This window comes from Methylobacterium sp. 1973 (assembly GCF_040545035.1).
Lineage (GTDB): Bacteria > Pseudomonadota > Alphaproteobacteria > Rhizobiales > Beijerinckiaceae > Methylobacterium > Methylobacterium fujisawaense.
On record NZ_JBEPLA010000003.1, the window covers coordinates 114,258 to 139,460 of the forward strand.

General features: G+C 66.0%; 13 protein-coding genes. 12 read left to right on the forward strand and 1 reads right to left on the reverse strand.

Annotated elements, in window-relative coordinates:
* The first annotated feature begins 490 nt into the window (after nucleotides 1-490).
* From ABIC70_RS07605 to ABIC70_RS07660, 12 genes are all read left to right on the forward strand, one after another.
* Nucleotides 491-4,222, forward strand: a complete 3,732-nt coding sequence (locus ABIC70_RS07605; protein ID WP_354439327.1) for a vitamin B12-dependent ribonucleotide reductase — start codon at nucleotides 491-493, stop codon at nucleotides 4,220-4,222.
* 326 nt (nucleotides 4,223-4,548) lie between these two features.
* Complete coding sequence (locus ABIC70_RS07610; protein ID WP_354439328.1) at nucleotides 4,549-6,945, forward strand: hybrid sensor histidine kinase/response regulator; 2,397 nt, start codon at nucleotides 4,549-4,551, stop codon at nucleotides 6,943-6,945.
* Nucleotides 6,946-7,061: 116 nt separating this feature from the next.
* Nucleotides 7,062-8,588, forward strand: a complete 1,527-nt coding sequence (locus tag ABIC70_RS07615; RefSeq protein WP_354439330.1) for an ATPase domain-containing protein — start codon at nucleotides 7,062-7,064, stop codon at nucleotides 8,586-8,588.
* Nucleotides 8,588-10,642 (forward strand): ATP-binding protein, encoded by a 2,055-nt coding sequence (locus ABIC70_RS07620; RefSeq protein WP_354439332.1) that lies wholly within the window; start codon nucleotides 8,588-8,590, stop codon nucleotides 10,640-10,642. The genes ABIC70_RS07615 and ABIC70_RS07620 overlap by 1 nt, the downstream gene beginning before the upstream one ends.
* 105 nt (nucleotides 10,643-10,747) lie before the next feature.
* On the forward strand, nucleotides 10,748-11,524 hold the full coding sequence (locus ABIC70_RS07625) for a PAS domain-containing protein (RefSeq protein WP_354439333.1): 777 nt from the start codon (nucleotides 10,748-10,750) through the stop codon (nucleotides 11,522-11,524).
* Nucleotides 11,445-11,612, forward strand: coding sequence for a response regulator transcription factor FixJ (locus tag ABIC70_RS07630; protein WP_354439559.1), 168 nt, complete (start codon nucleotides 11,445-11,447; stop codon nucleotides 11,610-11,612). The genes ABIC70_RS07625 and ABIC70_RS07630 overlap by 80 nt, the downstream gene beginning before the upstream one ends.
* Nucleotides 11,613-11,716: 104 nt before the next feature.
* A complete protein-coding gene (locus ABIC70_RS07635) occupies nucleotides 11,717-12,070 on the forward strand; it encodes a response regulator transcription factor (RefSeq protein WP_043347011.1) in 354 nt (117 codons plus the stop codon).
* Nucleotides 12,071-12,196: 126 nt separating this feature from the next.
* Nucleotides 12,197-12,442, forward strand: a complete 246-nt coding sequence (locus ABIC70_RS07640; RefSeq protein WP_078947043.1) for a hypothetical protein — start codon at nucleotides 12,197-12,199, stop codon at nucleotides 12,440-12,442.
* Nucleotides 12,443-12,936: 494 nt separating this feature from the next.
* A complete protein-coding gene (locus tag ABIC70_RS07645) occupies nucleotides 12,937-13,170 on the forward strand; it encodes a hypothetical protein (protein ID WP_043382083.1) in 234 nt (77 codons plus the stop codon).
* 122 nt (nucleotides 13,171-13,292) lie between these two features.
* Nucleotides 13,293-13,736 carry a hypothetical protein gene (locus tag ABIC70_RS07650; protein WP_053608934.1) on the forward strand — a complete coding sequence of 148 codons (444 nt, stop codon included), beginning with the start codon at nucleotides 13,293-13,295 and terminating at the stop codon, nucleotides 13,734-13,736.
* A gap of 257 nt (nucleotides 13,737-13,993) precedes the next feature.
* Nucleotides 13,994-19,807, forward strand: coding sequence for a HAMP domain-containing protein (locus ABIC70_RS07655; protein WP_354439335.1), 5,814 nt, complete (start codon nucleotides 13,994-13,996; stop codon nucleotides 19,805-19,807).
* On the forward strand, nucleotides 19,804-21,876 hold the full coding sequence (locus ABIC70_RS07660; protein ID WP_354439336.1) for a response regulator: 2,073 nt from the start codon (nucleotides 19,804-19,806) through the stop codon (nucleotides 21,874-21,876). The genes ABIC70_RS07655 and ABIC70_RS07660 overlap by 4 nt, the downstream gene beginning before the upstream one ends.
* Nucleotides 21,877-22,116: 240 nt before the next feature.
* Here the strand turns inward: ABIC70_RS07660 and ABIC70_RS07665 are convergent, their stop codons facing one another.
* A complete protein-coding gene (locus tag ABIC70_RS07665) occupies nucleotides 22,117-24,771 on the reverse strand; it encodes an MHYT domain-containing protein (RefSeq protein WP_354439337.1) in 2,655 nt (884 codons plus the stop codon).
* Nucleotides 24,772-25,203 lie beyond the last annotated feature (432 nt).

Sequence of the window (25,203 nt, forward strand, 5' to 3'; positions counted from 1 at the left end):
GCCGCGGGGGCGCTTCTCGGCGTCGTTATGGTGACCGCGCGCCCGCGAGTCCAGCCGCGTGACGGAAGTGTCGCTGCGCGGCAACGCTCAAGGCGGGCTTTCCGCTCCCCGTTTCGGCCGGGCGCCCACCGCTCTCTCCAGGGTTGTGAATCTAAAATTTTCCCGATCCGATTCCGGAAAGCGGGAAGGACACTTATCCGGGCCCGGGACGATATCCACAGGCTTTTGCGAGCCGGCACAACATCTAGCGGGGAACAAGGCCGCCGAACACCACTTGTTGACGTGAGAGTGAAGGCGGCGGTATTCTCCCGGCATCGGTCGCGACCTTGGAGTGGCGCGTTGAGCAGGGGCGACCGTTCCTAGATTTCGTTCGCGACACCGGGTGACGACCCTTCGCCGGGCGTGTTCGGCCGCGAATCCCAATATCGGGCATAGACCCCGCGTCGCGCGGGGCCGGGGCCGTCGTGTCCCGTCGGAAGAGGTGTGTTTCATGCGGTTCGAGCGTCGCTACACAACGGCCGGACAATCGCCCTACGCCGGGATCCCCTTCCGCAAGGCCCTGAGCGAGATCCGCAATCCGGACGGGTCGATTGTGTTCCGCCTCGACGGCATCGACGTGCCGGAGAGCTGGAGCCAGGTGGCGAGCGACGTCCTCGCGCAGAAGTATTTCCGCAAGGCGGGTGTGCCGGCCCGCCTCCGCAAGGTCGAGGAGAACGCGGTTCCCTCGTTCCTCTGGCGCTCGGTGCCCGACGAGGCGGCGCTGGCGGAACTGCCGGAGGACGAGCGCTTCGTTTCGGAATCCTCCGCCACGCAGGTCTTCGACCGGCTCGCCGGCTGCTGGACCTACTGGGGCTGGAAGGGCGGCTATTTCTCGTCGGAGGCGGACGCGTCCGCCTTCATGGACGAACTGCGCTTCATGCTCGCCCGCCAGATGGTGGCGCCGAACTCGCCGCAATGGTTCAACACCGGCCTGCATTGGGCCTACGGCATCGATGGCCCGAGCCAGGGACACTATTACTGCGACCCGCAGACCGGCGCGCTGACCAAGTCGGCCACGGCCTACGAGCACCCGCAGCCGCATGCCTGCTTCATCCAGTCGGTTCAGGACGACCTCGTCAACGAGGGCGGCATCATGGACCTGTGGGTGCGTGAGGCGCGCCTGTTCAAGTACGGTTCGGGCACCGGCTCGAACTTCTCGCAGCTGCGCGCCGAGAACGAGAAGCTCGGCGGCGGCGGCAAGTCGTCGGGCCTGATGAGCTTCCTCAAGATCGGCGACCGGGCGGCGGGCGCGATCAAGTCGGGCGGCACCACCCGGCGCGCCGCCAAGATGGTGATCGTCGATATCGACCACCCGGATATCGAGGCCTTCATCGACTGGAAGGTGAAGGAGGAGCAGAAGGTCGCCGCCCTGGTGACCGGCTCGAAGGTCGTCTCCAAGCACCTGGCCCTGGTGATGAAGGCCTGCACCCAGTGCGAGGCGGAAGGCGACGCCTGCTTCGACGCCGAGCGCAACCCGGCCCTCAAGCGCGAGATCAAGGCTGCTCGGCGGGCGTCCGTGCCGGACGCCTACATCAAGCGCGTGGTGCAGTTCGCCCGTCAGGGCTTCACCAAGATCGACTTCCCCGTCTACGACACCGACTGGGATTCCGAGGCCTACCTGACGGTGGCCGGCCAGAACTCCAACAACTCGGTCTCCCTGACCGACGGCTTCCTGCGCGCCGTCGAGGCGGACGCGGACTGGAACCTCACGGCCCGCACCACCGGCAAGGTCACCAAGACCCTGAAGGCGCGTGAGCTGTGGGAGCGGATCGGCGAGGCCGCCTGGGCGTCGGCGGATCCGGGCCTTCACTTCAACACCACGATGAACGACTGGCACACCTGCCCGGCGGGTGGGCGGATCCGGGCCTCGAACCCGTGCTCCGAGTACATGTTCCTCGACGACACCGCCTGCAATCTCGCCTCGGCGAACCTGCTGACGATGTACGACCGGGAGACCAAGCGCTTCGACGTGGAGGCGTTCGAGCACCTCAACCGCCTCTGGACGGTGGTGCTCGAGATTTCCGTGATGATGGCGCAGTTCCCATCCAAGGAGATCGCGGAGCTCTCCTACCGGTACCGGACGCTGGGTCTCGGCTACGCCAATATCGGCGGCCTGCTGATGACGATGGGCCTGCCCTACGATTCCGATGCGGGCCGGGCACTGGCCGGCGCGCTTACCGCGATCATGACCGGTGTCGCCTACGCCACCTCCGCCGAGATGGCTGCCGAACTCGGCACCTTCCAGGCCTATGACGAGAACGCCGACGCGATGCTGCGGGTGATCCGCAACCACCGCAGGGCCGCGCATGGCGAGACCGCAGGCTACGAGTTCCTGAATGTCGCGCCGGTCGCCCTCGACCATGCCAACATCCCGCAGGCCGACCTGGGCGACCATGCCCGCGCCGCCTGGGACCGGGCGCTGAAGCTCGGCGAGGAGCACGGCTACCGGAACGCGCAGGCCACCGTGATCGCGCCCACCGGCACGATCGGCCTCGTGATGGATTGCGACACCACGGGCATCGAGCCCGACTTCGCCCTGGTGAAGTTCAAGAAGCTCGCCGGTGGCGGCTACTTCAAGATCATCAACCAGGCCGCGCCGGACGCCCTGCGGGCGCTGGGCTACCGCGAATCCGAGATCGCCGAGATCGAGGCCTACGCGGTCGGCCACGGTTCCATGGGCCAGGCGCCGGGGATCAACCCGACGACGCTCCGCGCCAAGGGCTTTTCGGACGAGAAGATCGCCGCGGTGGAGAAGGGGCTGAAGTCGGCCTTCGACATCAAGTTCGTGTTCAATCGCTGGACGCTCGGCGACGACTTCCTGATCCAGACCCTGAAGGTCCCGGCCGAGAAGCTCGCGGACCCGACCTTCGAGCTGCTGCCGTTCCTCGGCTTCTCCAAGAAGGAGATCGAGGCCGCCAACACCCATATCTGCGGGGCGATGACGCTGGAGGGCGCGCCCTTCCTCAAGCTCGAGCACTACGCGGTCTTCGACTGCGCCAACCCGTGCGGGCGGATCGGCAAGCGCTACCTCTCGGTCGAGAGCCACATCCGCATGATGGCGGCGGCCCAGCCCTTCATCTCGGGGGCGATCTCCAAGACCATCAACATGCCGAACGACGCCACGGTGGAGGATTGCAAGGCGGCCTACCTGCTGTCCTGGCGTCTCGCCCTCAAGGCGAACGCCCTCTACCGCGACGGCTCGAAGCTGTCACAGCCGCTCAACTCGGCCCTCATCTCGGATGAGGACGACGAGGCGGATGAGGGCATCGAGGCGCTGATCCAGGCCCCGGCCGCCGCCAAGGCTGCCGCGGTGGCGGAGAAGATCGTCGAGCGGGTGATCGAGCGGGTGGAGCGCATCCGCTCCCGCGAGAAGCTGCCGGCCCGGCGCAAGGGGTACACCCAGAAGGCAGTCGTGGGCGGCCACAAGGTTTACCTGCGCACCGGCGAGTACGACGACGGGCGGCTGGGCGAGATCTTCATCGACATGCACAAGGAGGGCGCGACCTTCCGGAGCTTGATGAACAACTTCGCCATCGCGATCTCGCTCGGCCTCCAGTACGGCGTGCCGCTGGAGGAATACGTGGAGGCCTTCACCTTCACGCGGTTCGAGCCGGCGGGCTTCGTGCAGGGCAACGACGCGATCAAGAACGCGACGTCGCTCCTCGACTACGTGTTCCGCGAGCTGGCGGTCTCGTATCTCGGCCGCGCCGACCTCGCCCATGTCAGCCCCGCCGAGATCGGCGGCACGGTGATCGGCGGCGGCGAGAGCGGCGACACGACCCGCGAGGGCCCGAAGCCCGCCCCAGCCTCCTCGGTCGTCTCCCGCGGCCTCCTGCGCGGCTCGGCCGACCGGCTCACCCTGATCCAGGGCGGCCCGGCGGGCGGGACGGTCGGTGTGGGCGCGGCGAGCGCCGGTCAGTCGGCCCCGGCCGGCGGAACGGTCCACGCGATCCGCGGCAGCACCGCGCTGAAGGCGGAGCCGGTGGCACCCGGTCAGGCCGAGACCATCGCGGACGCCCTGCCCTTCGCAAAGGTGGAGCGGAGCGTCGCGGACCGCCGCGCCGAGGCGAAGATGAAAGGCTATGTCGGCGAGGCCTGCCCGGAATGCGCGAACTTCACGCTGGTCCGCAACGGCACCTGCCTGAAGTGCGACACCTGCGGGTCCACGACGGGCTGCTCGTAATCCCGACGTCCTGGGGTGGAGATTTGGGTGACGGCAGCGTTTGCCTTTGTTTAACGACGACGGCAGCACTCAAAATCCGAATCGCTCGATCTCCTTCCAGGCCGCCTTTCGGCGGCCTGGAACATTAAGCAGAACAAAACATGAATATATGGCCTCTTGCGACAATCATGGGCCGACCGAATAGAGCGCTTTACGTGTGCGAGACGGCTCTGGATCCCTGAGTTGTCGCGCTGGACCGAGAAGGCCGAACGTCGATCCGCTCGCCGAATCGTCGGGACCGAGCGGGCTTCGAAATTAACCGCTCGGGGCCATGATGGGACGTCTCAGTGTCGGACGTCATCATGCGGTTGCGCACGCTCCTCGCCCTCACTTTCGCGGCCGGGGCGCTGCTCCTCACCTTCGCCGCCACGATCGTCGTCTCCCAATTCATCGCGGCGCGGGTGCAGATCCGCGCGGAGGCCCACACGGCTGACCTGGCGGAGCATCTGCGCCAGATCATCGACGCCAACATCAGCGAGCGGCTCGGCGACATGGCCGTGCTGTCCTCGGTCGCCCGGACGAACGCCACCACGCCGGAAGCGCGGCGTGCTTGGGTCGACGCCTTGCGCGAGAGCTTTCCCGCCTATGCCTGGATCGGTTTCGCGGACCGGACCGGTATCGTCCTCGCCAGCACCGACGGCATGCTGGAGGGCGAGAGCGTTGCGGCGCGCCCGTGGTTCCAGCGCGGCATCGAGGCCTTGGCCGTCATCGACATCCACGAAGCGAAGCTGCTGGCCAAACGCTTGCCGTCGCTGCCCTACGGCGAGCCGCGGCGGTTCGTCGACGTGGCGATGCCCTTCCGCGACCCTTCCGGCGCCGTCGTCGGCGTGGTCGGCGGCCATCTCAGTGTCAGTTGGATGCGTGAGATGAGCCGAGCGGCCATCGCGACCGCCCTGAAGCGTGAGCCGAGCGTCGAGGTGCTGATCCTCGCAGGGGACGGAACCGTGATCCTCGGTCCCGGCGATCAGGCCGGTCGACGGATCGATGTTGATCTGCCCGCGCTTCCGGCACTGACGGCCGGAGCCGAGCTCGCGAGCGCCCGCGGGACATGGCCCGATGGGGGCGATTACTTCACCGGCGCGAGCCGCGCCCGACCTGTGGCTGACCGGCCGACGCTGCCCTGGACAGTCCTGGTCCGCCAGCCGGTCGAGGTCGCGAAAGCGATCTCCGATCCCATCGTCAATCAACTGGTACTCGGCGGCGCGGCTTTCACGCTTCTATTCGCGCTGCTCGGCTGGTGGGCGGCCGAGCGCTTGGCCGAGCCGCTTCGCGCCTTGGCGGGCGCCGCTGGCGGCATCGGCCATTCCTCGACGAACGCGCAGCTACCCAAGCCGCACGGCTACCGGGAGATCGCCGAACTGACGGATGCCCTGACAAAATTGCTGGCCCGGCTCGGCGAGCGTGATCGCGCCCTGGCGCAGGCCAACACCGATCTGGAAGGCCGGGTCGCAGAGCGGACTGTAGAACTGGCCGAAGCGTGCCATCGCGCCGAGAGGGCGCAAGCGCGAGCCGAAGCCGGCGAGCGTGCCAAGGGCGACTTCCTGGCGACGATGAGCCATGAGGTCCGCACGCCCCTGAACGCTATCGTGGGCTTCGGTGACCTACTCCGTGATGAAATCAACCTCACCCCGCACCAGATGCGCTGCATCGATCAGATGCGCGTCGGTTGCGAAGTCCTGACGACGGTCGTCAACGACATCCTCGACTACGCACGCATCGAAGCCCATGGCGTCGTACTCGAAGCTGCCCCGTTCTCGCCGCGAGGGCTGGTGGAGGAGACCGTCGCCCTCGTCGCCGGCACCGCTGAGCGCCAGGGTCTCGACCTGCGGTTGGACGTCGGCGCAGGCGACGAGCATTTCCTCATCGGCGACAAGACCCGGTTGAGACAGGTGCTGCTCAATCTCGTCAACAACGCGGTCAAGTTCACGCCGCAGGGCTCTGTGACCGTCTCTTTGGAACAAGCGGCAACGCCGGATGGCATCGCTCTGCGCGTCGCCGTCTGCGATACGGGCATCGGCATTCCCGCCGAGGCGCAGGCGCGGCTCTTCACCCGCTTCGTGCAGGCCGACAGCAGCACCACGCGCCGGTTCGGCGGTACAGGATTAGGGCTGGCCATATCGAAAGGGCTGATCGAAGCGATGGGCGGCGCCATCGGCCTTGAGAGCCGCGACGGTGTCGGCTCGACCTTCTGGTTCAGACTCGTGCTTCCGCGTGTACCGACTGGCGAGCGGTCGCCCGAACGACCGGTTGCCGCGGCTCTGCCCAGACCGGTCCAAGACGACACGTCGCGGCAGGCGCATCTGCTCCTCGTCGAGGACGGCGCGATCAACCGCGAGATCGCCCAGATGGTTCTGGAGGCCATGGGCTATCGCGTGTCCATCGCCTGCGACGGCTCGGAAGCCGTGAAACGGGTGCAGGAGCAGGCCTACGATCTCGTGCTGATGGATGTGGAGATGCCGGTCATGGACGGCATCACGGCGATGCGGATCATACGGGGGCTCGAGGGTGTGGTGCGCGCCGTGCCAATCATCGCGATGACGGCGCATGTCCTGCCGGAGCAGGTTCGCGCGCTCCTTACGGCGGGCGCAAACGATCACGTCGGAAAGCCCTTCGACCGAACCCATCTCCGCGCGGTTATCGAGCGCTGTCTCGTCGAGTCCGCCGAGCGGTCCCGAGCTGCTTGAACGACCCCCGACAGGGTGCGCAGAGGCGGCGCGCCGGGAGCCGTTGCGCGACCAGGAGCGTTCTTCGTGGGAAAACGTTGAAGCAATAATCTGGATAGGCGCGACGCATCAGTATCATGGCAGAAGACAGTTCCGGCTCCGCCACACCGAGCGGCGTTCACGGGCGCATATCCACCGGCGTTCCCGGCCTCGACGAGGTCCTGTGCGGTGGCCTCACGCAGGATCGACTATACTTGCTTGAGGGCACACCGGGCACCGGCAAGACTACACTCTCACTCCAGTTCCTGCTCGACGGCGCCGCGCGCGGTGAGCGCGGCCTCTACGTCACACTATCCGAGAACAAAGATGAGCTGTGTGCTGCAGCCGCCTCGCACGGCTGGTCGCTCGACGGCATCGAGATCTACGAACTCGTCAACGAGTTCGGCCTCGATCCCGACAGCGAGCAGTCGATCCTGCACCCGTCGGAGATCGAGCTGGGCGAGACCGTCAGGGACGTTATTGCTCGCGTCGACGATTTGAAGCCGGCGCGGGTCGTCTTCGACAGCCTGTCCGAGCTGCGCCTGCTGGCCCAGAATCCGCTGCGCTATCGTCGTCAGATCCTGGCCCTCAAACAATATTTCGCCCGACGCAGCTGCACCGTTCTCATGCTCGACGACCGCACGTCGGAGCCGGGTGACCAGCAACTTCACAGCATCGCCCACGGGGTGATCTCGCTGGAGCAGGCACCGCGCGAGTTCGGCTCCGAGCGCCGTCGGCTGCGCATCGTCAAGATGCGCGGCATCAAGTTCCGCGGCGGCTATCATGACTTCGCCCTCGACACCGGCGGTCTGACGGTCTTTCCTCGCCTCGTCGCCGCCGAGCACCACGCGACGTTCGATCCGACCGCCGCCTCGACCGGGTCCAACGAGCTCGATCTGCTGCTCGGCGGCGGCTTGGTGCCCGGCACCAATACCCTGCTGATCGGCCCATCGGGGGTCGGGAAGACCACGACGGCGCTCGGGTGCATGCTGGCGGCCTTGGAGCGGGGTGAGTCGGCGACCTACTTCCTGTTCGACGAGGGGCTCGCCACCCTGCTCGCCCGTTCCGCGATGCTCAACATGAACCTGTCCCCGCACATAGAGGCGGGCCGGCTGACGATCACCCAAATTGACCCGGCGGAACTCGCTCCGGGTGAGTTCGCCACCCATGTTCGGCATGCGGTGGAGAAGCGCCGCTCCAGGTTCGTCGTCATCGACAGTCTGAACGCCTACCTGCACGCGATGCCGGGCGAGGAATTCCTCATCCTGCAGATGCACGAGCTTCTGAACTACCTGAATCAGCAGGGCGTCACGACGCTTCTGGTTCTCGGACAGCACGGCATCATCGGTGATGTCCAGACCGACGTCGACCTCAGCTATCTCAGTGACGGCATCCTGCTGTTCCGGTTCTTCGAGGCGAAGGGAGAGGTTCGCACCGCCGTTTCTGTGGTGAAGAGCCGGGTGAATGCGCATGAGCGCACGATCCGTGAGTTGAAGCTCACGAGTCAGGGGCTGCGGGTCGGCTCGGCCCTGGACGACTTCCAAGGTGTGCTCACGGGGCTGCCCTCTTACCGAGGGAGAGTCGCGCTGTTGCCGGACGACGCTCCCCTCGGAAGCCAAGCGTGATGCCTCAGCCGCCGGATCACGAAGGGCGCGTCCTCGTCCTGGCGCCGCGCGGGCGTGACGCGGCGGTGATCGCGCAGGTGCTCGACCGCGTCGGCACGCCGACCGAGGTCTGTGCCGACGTGTCGGATTGCGTGACGGGCCTGAAGGCGGGGGCCGGAGCCGCTTTGGTCACCGAGGAGGTGCTCGCCGGGGCGGATACGGGAGCCTTATTCGCCTGGCTCGACGCGCAGCCCGCTTGGTCCGACTTCCCTTTCATCGTCCTGGCGACGCGGCAGACAGGCCGCCGGTCGGAATCCGCCGCCGGCATCCTCGCGCGGCTCGGAAACGTCGTCCTGCTGGAACGCCCGATCAATGCCGAGACCCTGATCAGTGCCGCCGAGTCGGCGCTGCGGGCGCGCCGGCGCCAGTATCAGGTGCGCAGCCTCCTGGCCGGCCGTGAACGGACGCAGGAGCACCTGCGACTCCTCAACGAGGGTCTCGAACGGCGGGTCGCCGAGCGGACCCACGAGGTCGAGGCCGCCCGGGAGACCCTGGCCTTCGCCCTCGAAGCGGCCGGCATGGGCTCGTGGGACCTCGATCTCGCGAACGGAACCTCCCGTCATTCCCCGCGCTTCGATGCCATCTTCGGGTATTCCGACCCGTGTCCATCGTGGACCCGAGGCACGTTTCTCGCCCATGTCGTCGAGGAGGACCGTCCCGCGGTCGAGCAGGCGTTCTCGGCCATCCCGGAGACCGGCCGGATCGACCTGGAATGCCGCATCACGCGCCAGGACGGCGCCGGGCGCTGGGTCGCGGCGAAAGGGCAGGTCACATACGACGCGTCCGGCGTACCGACCCGCATCGCCGGGATCCTGGTGGATCGAACCGACCAGCGCATCACCGAGGACGCGCTGCGCCAGGCCCAGAAGATGGAAGCCATCGGTCAGCTGACCGGCGGCGTGGCCCACGACTTCAACAACCTCCTCACCGTCATCGTCGGCGGCCTCGACATGATGCTTCGCCGGCCCGAGCAGACCGACCGCGTGAAGCGGCTGGCCGAGGCGGCGATGAGCGCAGCCCGGCGCGGCGAGCAGCTCACGCAGCAGCTCCTGGCCTTCTCCCGCCGGCAGATGCTGCGGCCACAGACGCTCAACCCGAACCGCCTGCTGCTCGACTTCAGACCGCTGGCCGAACGGGCGGCCACGGGTGCCGTCGAGCTGGTGTTCAACCTCGACCCGGCGCTCGATCCGATTCGCATCGATCCGGCACAATTCGAGGCGGCGGTGCTGAACCTGATCGTGAACGCCCGCGACGCCATTGAGGGCCGCGACGGCCACGCCCGCATCGCGGTCGTGAGCCGCAACGTCCACCTTGGCACCGCGGCTGTCGCCGACCAGGGGGTGCCCCCGGGGCCCTACGTGGTCGTATCGGTCAGCGACACCGGCAGCGGCATTCCACCCGACGCGCTCCAGCGTGTATTCGAGCCGTTCTTCACCACCAAGGAGGTCGGCAAGGGAACGGGGCTCGGCCTGTCCCAGGTCTACGGCTTCACGCGCAGCGCCAAGGGCTTTGCCCAGATCGAGTCCGAGATCGGCTCGGGCACGACGGTCAACCTGTACTTTCCGCGTTCGACCGACCCGGCCGGCGATGAGAGGGGCGCCGCTTCGGCGAGCTCGATCCCGTTGCGCCGCGCCGGCGAGGGCGAGACGGTTCTGTTGGTCGAGGACGACGAGCAGGTGCTCGGGATGGCTGTCGAGAGCCTGGAGGAGCTGCGCTACCGGGTTATCATCGCTCGAAACGCCGTCGAGGCTCTTGAGCACCTTCGCGGCGTGGAGCGGATCGACATTCTGTTTTCCGACGTCGTGATGCCGGGCGGGATGAACGGATCACAGCTGGCGGTCGAGGCACAGAAGCTTCGGCCAAGTGTCAAGGTCCTGCTCACATCAGGCTACGTCGCAAACCTCGACGAGGGTCAGGTCATCGGTCGAGGCGAGATGCCGGTCCTGAACAAGCCCTACCGCCGCGACGAGCTCGCCCGCTCGCTGCGCCTGGTCCTGGGGGGAGAGGGACGTTGACGCGACACCGAGGACGATCTGGCTTGTTAGAGGCTTCGCACAATGAAGAGCGCGAGGGAGATACACTCTGCGCCGGGAGTATAGTCATCAGACTCTGGGCCTGTCATGTTGGAGGTTCGGCGCGCGCATTCGGCCAATCTCGCCGCGTTCAAAGCTCTGCTGTATTCTAACAACCGACTTGCTCGGGCCGACACCATCGCGCGTGTTCGCTGCTCCGGCGGGATCTACGGCGTGGATTACAGGATCGTTCATCCCGGCGGGCAGATCCGCCGGTTGCGCTCGCGCGGGCGCGTGCAGGTAGACGAGGAGGGCCAGCCGGTCCGGCACCGCGGCGTGGTCTTCGACATCGACGCGTACAAGCGCGCCGAAGAGGAGCAGAAGACGGTCGAGGCGCAAGTGCGGACGCGCGAGGCGCGCCTGTACGCCATCCCCGACACGATGACTGAAGGCATGATCGTCATCGACGAACGCGGCATCATCCCTTCGTTCAACCCTGCTGCCGAGCGCATCTTCGGCTACCGGTCGGCCGAGATCGTGGGTCGGAAGATCAGTCTGGTGCTGCCGGAGCCGGATCGCGACCGATCCTATGCGGCCTGTCGTCATGGTGACGGGGCACGAAGATCCGTCGCGCGCGGTCGAGGCGATGAAGCTCGGGGCCTGCGACTTCAGCGAGAAACCGTTCGACGAGAGAGCCTTTATACGACCTTTGCGCGCCACCCTGTAACGCGGCTGCGTGACCGAGACGGGGTCGAACACGCGGCGAGTGCACATCCGCCGGATCGCCGAGTGCGAGCGACACGTTCTGGACCACTTGGTCGGCGGGGACACCAGCCAGGAAATCGGTCGCGTGCTCGACTTCAGCCCGCGCCTGGTCGGGATTAATCGGGCGAAGCGCATCACCAAAACGCAGGCGGCCCACCGACAGGAGCTGGTGCGTTGGTGGATGCTGAGCGGTCTCCGGTGGGTTTGATCCTCCGCAATTCGACGGAACCGCGGAAGTGGCAGCGTCATTTCCCGCTCTATGGTGCCAGTCGAGTTGGTAGGCGAACGGACCCTGTCTTCCAGGATAGCGTAATGCCGATCTTCATCGTGGACGACGATGCCGCCATTTTGAGTTCAGCACGGTTCATGCTGGAGGGCGAAGGTTACACGGTCGCCACGTTCGAGTCGGGCAGCAAGCTGATCGCCGCATTTCCGCAGGCGAAACCGTGCTGCATCGTGATCGACTACGTGCTGCCGGACATGACGGGGCTGGATGCCTATGAACGCGTGCGGTCTTCGGGCGGGACCGCTCCGGTGATCATCATCACAGGCCATCCGAGCGCCGCGATCCGCGAGAAGGTGCGGCAGGCTGGCTTGCCGCTGGTCGAAAAGGCCTTCGTCGAGGACCTGCTCGGCGCCATCGAGGCGATAGGTCCGCTGCATTGACCATACGTTCTTGGACGGAGGCTGGACGGCGTGCAGAATGTTACTCTGGCGCAAGGGAAAACCAGATCTATTGGTGCCTGTTCGGATCAGGGACCGCAATGCGCGAGTGAATCCTTCCCGGACCTGATGGCCGAGCGCGGTATGGACTGCTTCATGAGCCGGTCGGGCGATGCGTGGGACCGCGCGACCATGGAAGGCCGTTTCTCGTCGCTGACGATCGCGCGCACGGCCCCGAGGACCGACTGCACGCGGCACGAGGCGCCCACGGATGTGTTCGATGACATCGAGCGCTTCTATAGCCCGACAAGGCGGCTCTCGACCTTGGGCTGTCTCGAACCTGTCGAATTCCAGTACCATGCTCGATTTGCTTAAGATGGTATCTGTCGAACCGGCTACAGGATAATTTGCGGACGGCGCTTAGGCTCGCCAAGTCATCGCGATTTGGTCAACGGACACACTCCATAGGCAGCCAAATCGGTCGGATTGCTTTTGATCCCGGCGCGATCCTGCGGCGTCCTCACCGTATTCCAGCCGAAAAACTCGGCCGCGCCGATCCCCAATCCGCTTGCCGGTCCCAGGGCCACTGAGGTTTCGCCGACCTCGTCCTTACAGGCGGAACGCGATGCGGGCGCTACTTGAAGTAATTATGCCTCCGCTCCGTGAACACTGACGCAGATATTTTGCATCGCTTTCCCATGTTGCCGCGTTCTATTAACAAGCGAACCGGTATTCCGGTACGATTTCTGACATGAAGGAGGCGCGAATGCTGCGCGGTGGAATGCTGTGGCTGCTGGGGATCCCGCTGCCTATTATCCTGCTGTTGTGGTTCTTCGGCGTGTTCCACTGAGCGCCGGTGGGCCAGCATCATGCCCTACACAGTCGAGATCACAACGCTCGCGGCGCAGGTCGACGGCGAGGAACGGCCAGCAAGGCTGTACCAGTTGCCCGACCCCTTCAGCACGCTGGCCGAAGCCAAGGAAGCCGCTGTCACCCACATAGCGGGGCTCGGGCTCGATCCTTCCTGTGTCCTCTACAACGTGTTCGACCGCGAGGGCTTCACGGTGGCATCCAATGCTGAACAGATGGCAGGGTCCGGGTGACGTCAAAGCCGCTGGCCAGCACCGCTATGCCGGTGAGGAGCTGGGCCTATCAGAAGTAAGCGTTTGGAAACGCGTCTTCCTGAGCAAAACCCGTTGGACGGCGCGTAAACGCCTTTTCGCTCATGGCCGACGACGCGTGCGCCGACGACGGGGTGCTGGAGACGGTGCAGCGGGCCTGGACGCGCCAGGATGACGTCACGCCAAGCTCGAACCTGGAGGCGCGGCTCTGCACCATCAGCCACAATCCGTTTCATGCGGAGTGCCGCGAGCGCAGGCGCGTGATCGGAAATGTGGACGGCTCCGTTACGACTCAGCGCGCTGCGCCCGCGGCCCACGAGCACCGCTCCGATCTGCCGACCGTCCCGTCGCCCATCGGTCAGCTGCCTGAGATGTGGCGCGGGGGTCTGCTGCTCGTGAGCGCGCGAGACTTAACCTATGAGGCGGCCGCCGAAGTGATGGGCTGTCAAACCGGTCCTGTGAAAAGCCGGGCGCGCCGCGCCCGGGCCTGGCGCGTTGCGAATCCTGCCAGCGAGGAGCACCTCAACTTGCGCGGGCATCCATGCTGACCTGTCCGGAGGCACCGAACCGGCCTGACACGGCCATGCCAGTGTGAGCGTATTCGTTTCTGTCAGATCGGCCACGACACAAGTTCTACGCAGGACGAGGCTCGCGATTTGGCTTCGTCCCGAGTTCCAAACGATTGAGCAACCCGCTGGGCTGAGCTCAATTGCCGTGCCACTTCGTTGGTGGTCACTCGTAGTCGCTGACGATTCGGATGGCTGCCACGCTTAGCCATGCGCATCTACCCTGAGGTTGTTTCCGCATGACGCCGACTACGTCGCAGTTGGAGCCGAAGCTCCTCCTGAAGAGCCTCCGCGCCTTTCGGAAAGGTGACTTCTCGATCCGGCTGCCGCTGGATCTCACGGGCATCGATGGCGAGATCGCGGACGCGTTCAACGACATTCTCGAACTCAATCAGGGTCTCGTCCGGGAACTCGACCGGGTTGCTCGTGCCGTGGGCAAGGACGGGCGCATCGGCGAGCGTGGCAAGCTTCCGGCCGCGACCGGCGGATGGAACGACTGTGTCGACTCGGTCAACACGATGATCGGAGATCTCGTTCAACCGACCACCGAAGTGGCCCGCGTCATCGGGGCGGTCGCGAAAGGCGACCTCGGTCAGACCATGCAGATCGAGATCGAGGGCCGCCCGTTGAGGGGCGAGTTCCTCCGCATCGGCAAAGTGGTCAACACGATGGTCGACCAGCTGAACTCCTTTGCCTCGGAGGTGACCCGCGTGGCCCGGGAGGTTGGCTCGGAGGGCAAGCTCGGCGGTCAGGCCAAGGTCAAGGGCGTCGGCGGAACCTGGAAGGACCTCACCGACAACGTGAACCTGATGGCGGCCAATCTGACAGGCCAAGTCCGCAATATCGCGGAGGTCACCACTGCCGTGGCCAATGGCGATCTGTCCAAGAAGATCACTGTCGATGTGAAAGGTGAGATCCTCGACCTGAAATCGACCATCAACACAATGGTCGATCAGCTCAATTCCTTCGCCTCGGAGGTCACGCGCGTTGCCAAGGAGGTGGGCTCGGAAGGCAAGCTTGGAGGCCAGGCTCAGGTCAAGGGCGTCGGTGGTGTCTGGAAGGACTTGACCGACAACGTCAACATGATGGCCGAGAATCTGACGGGCCAAGTACGTAACATCGCCGAAGTCACGACCGCGGTCGCGCGTGGCGACCTCTCCAAGAAGATCACCGTCGACGTCAAAGGCGAGATCCTGGCGCTGAAGCTGACCATCAACACGATGGTGGACCAGCTCAACTCCTTCGCCTCCGAGGTGACACGTGTCGCCCGCGAGGTCGGCACGGAGGGCAAGCTCGGCGGTCAGGCCCAGGTGGAAGGCGTCGGTGGGACCTGGAAGGACCTCACCGACAACGTGAACATGATGGCGGCCAACCTCACCGGCCAGGTGCGCAACATCGCCGACGTGACCACCGCGGTGGCCAACGGCGACCTGTCCAAGAAGATCACCGTGGACGTGCGCGGTGAGATCCTGGAGCTGAAGAACACCATCAACACGATGGTGGATCAGCTTAATTCCTTCGCCTCGGAGGTGACCCGCGTCGCGCGCGAGGTCGGCTCGGAGGGGAAGCTCGGCGGGCAGGCCCAAGTTCCTGGGGTCGCCGGCACCTGGGCCGATCTCACCGACAACGTGAACCTCATGGCCGCCAACCTTACCGGCCAGGTGCGCAACATCGCCGACGTGACCACCGCGGTGGCCAACGGCGACCTGTCCAAGAAGATCACCGTGGACGTGCGCGGCGAAATTCTGGAATTGAAGAACACCATCAACACGATGGTGGATCAGCTCAATTCCTTCGCCTCGGAGGTGACCCGCGTCGCCAAGGAGGTCGGCTCGGAGGGGAAGCTCGGCGGGCAGGCCCGCGTCGAAGGCGTGGCAGGAACCTGGGCCGATCTCACCGACAACGTCAACCTGATGGCCGCCAACCTGACCGGTCAGGTGCGCAACATCGCCGACGTGACCACCGCGGTGGCCAATGGCGACCTGTCCAAGAAGATCACCGTCGACGTGAAGGGCGAGATCCTGGAGCTGAAATCGACCATCAACACGATGGTGGACCAACTCAACTCCTTCGCCTCGGAGGTGACCCGCGTCGCCCGCGAAGTCGGCACGGAAGGCAAGCTCGGCGGGCAGGCGCAGGTCAAGGGCGTCGGCGGCGTGTGGAAAGGCCTGACCGACAACGTGAACATGATGGCGGCCAACCTGACGGGCCAGGTGCGCAACATCGCCGAGGTCACAACCGCGGTGGCCAACGGCGATCTCTCCAAGAAGATCACCGTGGCCGTCGAAGGCGAGATCCTGGAATTGAAGTCGACCATCAACACGATGGTGGATCAGCTCAACTCCTTCGCCTCGGAGGTGGTCCGCGTCGCCCGCGAGGTTGGCATCGAGGGCAAGCTCGGCGGACAGGCCCAAGTGCGCGGCGTCGGCGGAACCTGGAAGGATCTCACCGACAACGTCAACATGATGGCCGCGAACCTCACCGGTCAGGTGCGCAACATCGCCGACGTCACGACTGCGGTGGCCAACGGCGATCTGTCCAAGAAGATCACCGTCGACGTGAAGGGTGAGATCCTGGAGCTGAAATCGACCATCAACACGATGGTGGATCAGCTCAACTCCTTCGCCTCGGAGGTGACCCGCGTTGCCCGTGAGGTCGGCTCGGAGGGCAAGCTCGGCGGACAGGCACAGGTCCGCGGCGTCGGCGGAACCTGGAAGGACCTCACCGACAACGTGAACATGATGGCGGCCAACCTGACCGGTCAGGTCCGCGGCATCGCGGATGTCGTCACGGCGGTGGCCCAGGGCGACCTCACGCGGAAACTCTCGGTCGATGCCAAGGGCGAGATCGCCGCCCTGGCCGACACCGTCAACGAGATGATCGAGACGCTCGCCACCTTTGCCGACCAAGTCACCAACGTGGCCCGCGAGGTGGGCGTCGAAGGGAAGCTCGGCGGTCAGGCCCGGGTGCCGGGTGCCGCCGGGCTGTGGCGCGATCTCACCGACAACGTGAACCAGCTCGCGGCAAACCTGACGACCCAGGTGCGCGCCATCGCCGAAGTGGCGACGGCGGTGACGAAGGGCGACCTCGCACGCTCGATCTCGGTCGAGGCTTCCGGCGAAGTCGCCTCGTTGAAGGACAACATCAACGAGATGATCCGCAATCTGCGGGACACGACCCTCAAGAACGCCGAGCAGGACTGGCTGAAGACGAACCTCGCCAAGTTCACGCGCATGCTGCAGGGCGAGCGCGACCTCGCCACCGTCTCAAATCTGATCCTGTCCGAGATCGCTTCGCTCGTGAATGCCCAGCGCGGCGTGTTCTTCATGGTGGAGGACGATGGCGGAGAGCCGGTTCTGGATCTGATGGCGAGCTATGCCTTCACGGAGCGCAAGAACCTGTCGAACCGGTATCGCCTCCGTCAGGGTCTCGTGGGCCAATGCGCCTTCGAGAAAAAGCGCATCACCCTCACCAACGTGCCCGGCGACTACATCACCATCGGCTCGGCTCTCGGCGAGGCACCACCCCTCAACATCATCGTCCTGCCAGTCCTGTTCGAGCAGGAAGTTCGGGCAGTCATCGAGCTGGCGTCGTTCAACCGTTTCAGTGAGACCCATCAGTCCTTCCTTGACCAACTGACCGAATCCATCGGGATCGTGCTCAACACGATTGCCGCCAACATGCGGACCGAAGGTCTCCTCAAGCAGTCGCAGCTCCTGACCGGCGAATTGCAGAGCCGGCAAGAGGAGCTAAAGAAGACGAACGACCGCCTGGAACTTCAGGCGGCCTCCCTGCAGCAATCCGAGGATCTGCTGAAGAGCCAGCGCGAGCGCCTGCAGCAGACCAACGAGGAGCTGGAGGAGAAGGCGCGGCTGCTCGAAATCCAGAAGCGCGAGGTCGAGGGCAAGAACCGTGAGGTCTCCGTCGCCAAGACGGCGCTGGAGGAGAAGGCCGAGCAGCTGAGCCTGACCTCGCGCTACAAGTCGCAGTTCCTGGCCAACATGAGCCACGAGCTGCGCACGCCGCTCAACAGCCTGTTGATCCTCTCGAAGCTTCTCTCCGAGAACCGCGACGGGAACCTCACGGACAAGCAGCGGGAGTTCGCCAAGACGATCAACGCAGCCGGGACCGACCTCCTGTCGCTCATCAACGACATCCTCGATCTCTCCAAGATCGAGTCCGGGACGGTGTCGCTCGAAGTCGGCGATGTCGCGCTGCAAGACCTCGTCGAGAACCTCGAAAGGACCTTCCGCCAGCTGGCCGAGGACCGCCAGCTCGCCTTCGTGATCGATGTCGAGCCCGGCCTGCCGCGGTCGGTACGCACGGATTCCAAGCGCCTGCAGCAGGTTCTCCGGAACCTTCTCTCCAACGCCTTCAAATTCACCGAGACGGGCAGCGTTTCGCTCAAGATCGGCTCGGCCGAGGGCTCGCCGCTGCGCGCCGGGAGCCAGTGGATGGCCCTCTCCGTAACCGATACCGGCATCGGCATCGCCGAGGATAAGCAGCGGATCATCTTCGAGGCGTTTCAGCAGGCCGACGGGACCACGAGCCGCAAGTATGGCGGCACCGGCCTCGGCCTCGCCATCAGCCGCGAAATCGCCCGCCTGCTGGGCGGCGAGATCGTGGTCGAGAGCCGCATCGGTTCGGGCAGCACCTTCACCCTGTTCCTGCCCTTCGAACCGCCCGTTCAGGCGGCCACGGGCCGCGCGTGGGAGACGGCCGCGGGGACCGGAAATGCCGCGCTGACCGGCCGCCAGCCGAACGCCGCGATGGCCCTTTCGGCCGCCGCGGACGACCGCCATGCCATCCACCCGGGGGATCACATCGTGCTCATCGTCGAGGACGACGCGATGTTCGCCTCGGTGCTGCTGGAACTTGCGCGCGAACGCGGGTTCAAAGGCTTGATCGCGCAGGACGGTGCCGGCGCGCTGAGCCTCGCCCACCGCTTCAAGCCGCACGCCATCACCCTCGATATCGGCCTGCCCGACATGGACGGCTGGGCCCTGCTCGACCTCCTGAAGAACAACTCCCGCACCCGCCACATCCCGATCCACGTCATCTCCGTCAACGACGAGAAGAAGCGCGGCCTGCGCGCCGGCGCGTTCGGCTTTCTGGAGAAGCCCGTGGAGCGCGAGGGCCTGCTGCGGGCCCTGGAGCTCTCGAAGGATTTCATCACGCGGCCCGTCCGCAACCTTCTGCTCGTCGAGGACGACGAGAACCAGCGCGCCAGCATCACGGCGCTCCTGAGCGAGGAGGACGTCAAGATTTTCGGGGTCGGCACGGCGTCGGCCGCACTGGAAGCCCTGACCGGCGGCCGGTTCGACTGCGCGATCATCGATCTCGGCTTGCCCGATATCGGTGGTTCCGAGCTGATCGAGCAGATCCGCGCCTCGCAAAACGGGGAGGAGCTGCCGATCATCGTCTATACCGGTCGGGAGCTCACGCCCGCCGAGGAGCAGCAGCTGAGGCAGACCGCCTCGACGATCATCATCAAGGACACGCGCTCGTCCGAGCGGCTTCTCGACGAGACCGCCCTGTTCCTGCATCGGGCCATCGCCAGCGCCCCGGCCGACGAGCAGGGTCTCGGCGATCGCAGTGACGGCGTGTCTCTCCAGGGCTGCCGGGTCATCCTGATCGACGACGACCTGCGTAACATCTTCTCGCTCACGAGCGCCCTGGAGCAGCACGGGCTTGAGGTTCTGTTCGCGGAGAGCGGGCACGACGGCATCGCGCTGCTCGAATCCCATCCGAACATCGACGCGATGTTGATCGACATCATGATGCCAGGAATGGACGGCTACGAGACGATGCGTGCGATCCGGGTTCAGGGCGCATTCCGAACCCTGCCGCTGATCGCCGTGACCGCGAAGGCCATGAAGGGCGACCGCGAGAAGTGCCTCGAGGCGGGCGCGTCGGATTACGTCTCGAAGCCGATCGACATGGACGAGCTTCTGGCCGTGCTGCGGGTGCAGTTGGCACGACGGGGCGAGATCGCCGACGGTGTGCCGCCGCTACGCGCGGAAGCGAGAGACTTCGAGCGGCAACCCCGATGAGCCGCCGACTGGATCCCCATCCGGCTGGTCCGGACGATACCGCAGGACAGCTCGGCTTACCCACCGAGCTGGCCCCGGTCCGAGCCAAGATCCTGATCGTCGATGACGACCAGCGTAATCTGCTTGCCGCCTCCGAGATTCTAGCCGATCCCGAGACCGACTTGATTCTAGCGAACTCGCCGGAGGAAGCCCTACGCCGGGCCCTCCGGGAGGACTTCGCCCTCATTCTGCTCGACGTACAGATGCCGCGCATGGACGGCTACGAGGTGGCCGCCCTCATCCGCAGCCGCTCGCGCACATCCCGTGTCCCGATCCTGTTCCTCACGGCCCACAACAAGGACGACATCCACATCTTCCGCGGTTACTCCGCAGGCGCGGTCGACTATGTCTTCAAGCCGATCCAGCCTTTGGTGCTGAAGTCGAAGGTCGATGTCTTCGTTGATCTGTACCGCAAGACCGAAGAGATCAAGCGCAACGCGACCGCCGAGAAGCGTCTGCTCCTGGAGAACCTTCGCGTACGCGGTGAGAAATTGGAAGCCGAGCAGGCGCTGCGCAGGCGGGAAGAGCATCAGGCCGCTGTCCTGCGCGGCCTTCCCATCGCCCTCTACACCTCACCGATCGGCGTCGCCGACCGGCGCCTGTACTTCACCAACGACAGCATCGCGCGCATCACCGGCTTCTCGCGCGAGGCCTTCGCCACCTCCGGCCTCTGGAGCTCCCGCCTCGAAGCAGACGACCGTGAGCGCGTGTCGGCGGCGCTTTGCGCGGTCCTCGAGACCGGCGAGGTGGCTCTGGAATATCGCTGGCGCAACGCGGATGGCTTGGAACGACACATCCTCGACCAGATCGCGGTGAACCGTGATGAGAGCGGCACGGCGGTCGAACTCTTCGGGATGTGGTTCGACGTGACGGAGCGTAAGGAACTTGAACTCAACTTGCAGCACGCTTCGAAACTCGAGGCGATGGGCCGCCTAACCGGCGGGATCGCGCACGATTTCAACAACATGTTGAGCATCGTCATCGGCAATCTCGACTTGGTCAAGGGCGCGTTGCTGGGCAACGAGAAGGCGCACCGCCGCATCGAGAGCGCCATCGAAGGGGCCCATCGCTGCGCCGAACTCACCAGCCGGCTGCTGGCCTTCTCGCGACGCTCCCCTCTCCAGCCGAAGGCGCTGAACTTCGCGAACTTCATTCCTGGCCTGATCAAGCTTCTGGAGCGTACGCTCGGCGAGCGGATCACGATCTCCGCGGATCTGGAGGCGGGACTGCCGGAAGTCTGTGTCGATCACGCTCAGTTCGAGGCCGCTCTCATCAACCTCGCGGTGAATGCCCGGGACGCGATGCCGGATGGAGGGACCTTGGACATCCGCATCAGGCGCCGGGACTTCACTGGGCCGGAGGGGGTCGAGGACGTGCGTTTCGTAGAGATCACGGTCGCCGACTCGGGCACGGGGATGTCACCTGATGTTCTGGCGCGCGTCTTCGAACCCTTCTTCACGACGAAGGAGGCCGGCAAAGGCACGGGCCTCGGTCTGAGCATGGTCTACGGCTTCGTGCAGCAGAGCGGCGGGACCATCGTTGTCGACAGCACGCCGCATCAAGGCACCCGTTTCGTCGTCACGATGCCCGTGCTCGCCGGAGGGAGTCCCAAGTCGAAAGAAGACCCTGCGGGTCCGACGAACGTATCTCCCAACCCGATGAATGGTGCGGGTAGGGCCGTGCTTGTCGTCGAGGACGACGCCGATGTTCGCTCGACCGTTGTCTCGACCCTCGAGGCCCTCGCGTTCGAGGTGCTCAGTGCGCATGATGCCAGCGAGGCTCTGCGCGTTCTGCGGAAGGAGGCGAATATCTGCCTCGTTTTCAGCGACGTGAACATGCCCGGCACGATGAACGGCATCGAGCTCGGACACATCATCCGACAGCAATGGCCACACATGCAGATCCTGCTGGCCTCCGGTTACCTTCGAGAAGGTCAGGATGCCAATGACTTCCCATTGCTGCAGAAGCCATTCCGTGCGGACGACTTGATTGACAACCTGCGGGACCTGCTTGGCAACGCGCGGGGTTAAAGCTTTCTGGATCGCGCCCGAGAGAATCGACAGGGGAACGCGTGCCGATCGCAGACAGGCGCGGCGATTTTGCCCGGCAGAGATCCCCGGGATCTGTGGAGATCCGCCGTTCCCGCGTATCGGCACAGGGCTGCCGGCGTTCTGGTTCCCGGTGAGACGGCCAGCGGTGCCCCAAGACGGTGCGTACGAACGGCACCCGGGCGACGCCGGTTGTCGAGGGATGGACGCGCTGCCTGTCGATCAGCCGTCTGTCGCACGCACCGGGATGGACGGGTTCAGTCGGCCGAGCCGGCCGACTTCCGCGGCAACGTCCTGCAAGCTGGCGTCACCCTTGCGCAAGATCCGGTCGGCCGCGGACAGATCATGACGCTCTTCCTCCGAGACGTCGCGGGCACTCAGGACGACCACCGGAACTTCGTCGCCGCCCGGCATTGCCCGCAGCGCACGCAGGAATGCGAAGCCGTCCATCACCGGCATGGTCAGGTCGAGGAGCACGAGCCCCGGGCGCGCCGCGCGCACGCTGGCCAGGGCCTCGGCCCCGTCGCCGGCCTCCCGAACCGCGAACCCCTGGCGCCCCAGCACGGTGCGGAGCCGGCGCCGCATCTCGGCGTCGTCATCCACCACCAGCACGTCGCCCGCGCCGGCGCCAATCCGGTCGAGCACCCCCTTCAGGCGGCTCCAGTCCACCGGCTTCGGAAGCGAACCGGCCGCCCCGAGCGCGGCCCCGAGTGCGGCATCGGCCACGAAGCTGACCATGATCACCGGGATGTCGCGGGTGGCGTCGTCGCGCTTCAGCGCGGCCAGCACGGCCCAGCCGTCCATCTCCGGCATCATCACGTCGAGCAGCACCGCGACGGGCTGCAACTGGCGTGCGAGTTCGAGACCCGACCGTCCGTCGACCGCAGCCTGGGCCGCAAAGCCCTGGCGGGCCAGGAAGCGGATCATCAGCTCGCGCTGGCTGGACTCGTCGTCGACGACCAGGACCAGACCGCGCGTGCCGTCCGCCGTGCCCCCGTGAAGGGCCGGAGGATGCCCATCCGCGATCTCGGGCCCGGGCATGGTCGCCGGCAGTGTGAGGGTGAAGGTCGTGCCCCGACCTTCGGCGCTGTCCGCGGAGACGTCGCCGCCCATCAGATTGGCGAAGGCCTTGGTCAGGGCCAAGCCCAGTCCCGTGCCGCCGTACTTGCGCGTCGTCGATTCGTCGGCCTGCACGAACCTCTGGAACAGCCCGGCGAGCTGCTCGGGCGTCATGCCGATGCCAGTATCCGATACGGCGAAGGTCAGCCGGTCACCGTGGGGGCCGGGCTCGCGCCGGACCCGCAACGTCACGGTCCCACCCTCGGTGAACTTGGCGGCGTTGCCGAGCAGATTGAACAGGCACTGGCGCAGTTTCACCGCGTCGGTCTGTGCATGGCCGAGGTCCGGAGCAAGGTCGAGGACGAGGCGGTTGCCCTTCTTGGCCACGAGACCCTCGACGGTCGCGGCGGCGTCTCGCACGAAGGCCTCGACGGCGACGTCCTCGGCCAGGACGTCCATCTTCTCGGCCTCGACCTTCGAGAGGTCGAGGACGTCGTTGATCAGCCCGAGAAGGTGCTGGGCGTTCGAGCGGATCTTTCCGAGATCGGCCTGGAACGTGTCCTGCCCGAGATCCTCCGCCTCCTCCTGAAGCATCTCGGCGTAGCCGATGACCGCCGAGAGCGGCGTGCGCAGCTCGTGGCTCATGTTGGCGAGGAACGCGCTCTTGGCGCGGTTGGCGGCTTCGGCCGCATCCCGGGCATCCCGCAAGGCGGCCTCGTGGGCGTGACGGGCGCTGACATCCGCGTGGACGCCGACCCATTCGCGGATCGCCCCGTCCGCATCCCGCACGGGCACGGCGCGCACCGCGTAGTGCCGCCAGCTGCCATCCGATGCGCGGACGCGGTGTTCCACGGCGTAGGCGCCGCCCGTCCGGGACGCCTCCTGCCAGATCCGGTTCGTCTCGGGGAAATCCTCCGGGTGGATCGCTTTCGCCCAGCCGCGACCGCGATACTCAGCGAAGGTATGGCCCGTGATCTGCTCCCAGCCCGGCTGCTCCTCGATGAAGTCACCGGCAGCGTTCGTCGTCCACATCACGCCATCGACGGCCCGAACCGCGGAGCGGAAGCGCGCTTCGCTGACGTGTAAACGCCGCTGGGTGCGCCGCTGGTCGAACGAACCCGCCATCATCGCCAGGAACAGGACGACGAAGGTGATACCGGCCACCGCCAGGGCGAGATCCTGCTGACCGGTGGACAGGATGGCCGCGTGGGCCGGGTGAGCACCCGCCTCCTCGGCTGTAAAGGTCGCGGCGGCCATGCCGGTGTAGTGCATGCCGGCGACCGCCAGCCCCATGACGCCGGCGGCCATGAGCCTCTGCCAGGGGCGGTTGCGCCGGAAGGTGAGCCACAGCGCGGCGGTCGATGCGGTGACGGCGATGGCGACCGACGCCGCGACGATGCGCGGGTCGTAGGCCAGGTTCCCCGGGACCCGCATCGCGGCCATGCCGGTATAGTGCATGGCCGCCACGCCCAGGCCCATCGCCGAGCCCGCGACGAGCAGCGGAGCGGTGGCGATGCCTTCCCGCGCCACCCAGGCAAAGGCCGCGGCCGTGCTGCCCACAGCGATCAACAGCGACAGGACGGTCGTGCCGAGGTCGTACCGCGCCGGCATGCCCATCTCGAAGGCAAGCATCCCGACGAAATGCATGGCCCAGATGCCACCGCCCATGGCGCACGCGGCGGCTGCGGCCCAGGCCCAGCGCGGACCGGAATCGGGCTGGCGGATGCGCGCTCCGAGGTCGAGCGCCGCATAGGATGCGAACACCGCGATCACGATGGAGAGCGCCACAAGGGCCGGGCTGTAGCCGGTATGGATCATACGAGGATCGATCAGGGAGAGGTCGGGCGTCGGGCGCCTGGGAGGGCGGACGAATCTGCGGGCGGCGACGGAGCGTGTCCACTCACCGATGCGTTTGGCTTCGGTATCCGCCCGCGCCGGACGCCGATAGCGTGGCATTGTCGCGCGACGACCGCGGTGGAGAGGTCGGCTCAGGCCTCCCGCCAGCCCGAATCCCATTCCGGGGATGAGAGATCGGGGTCGGCTCACGTGGCTTTCGATCACGCTGCGGACAGCGGCTCACGCATGTAGCTGGGCCCGCCCACGCTGGCGGACCGTGACGGGCACCGCTCATGCACCGACGCGGACAGGAGATTCACGCGGCGCGTGACGCGTGCGACTCCGGGCGACGGTCGTGCCCATATCGTCCCAGGGCAGGATCGCCGATCAGCGCGCGTCCGGATCCCGTCAGCA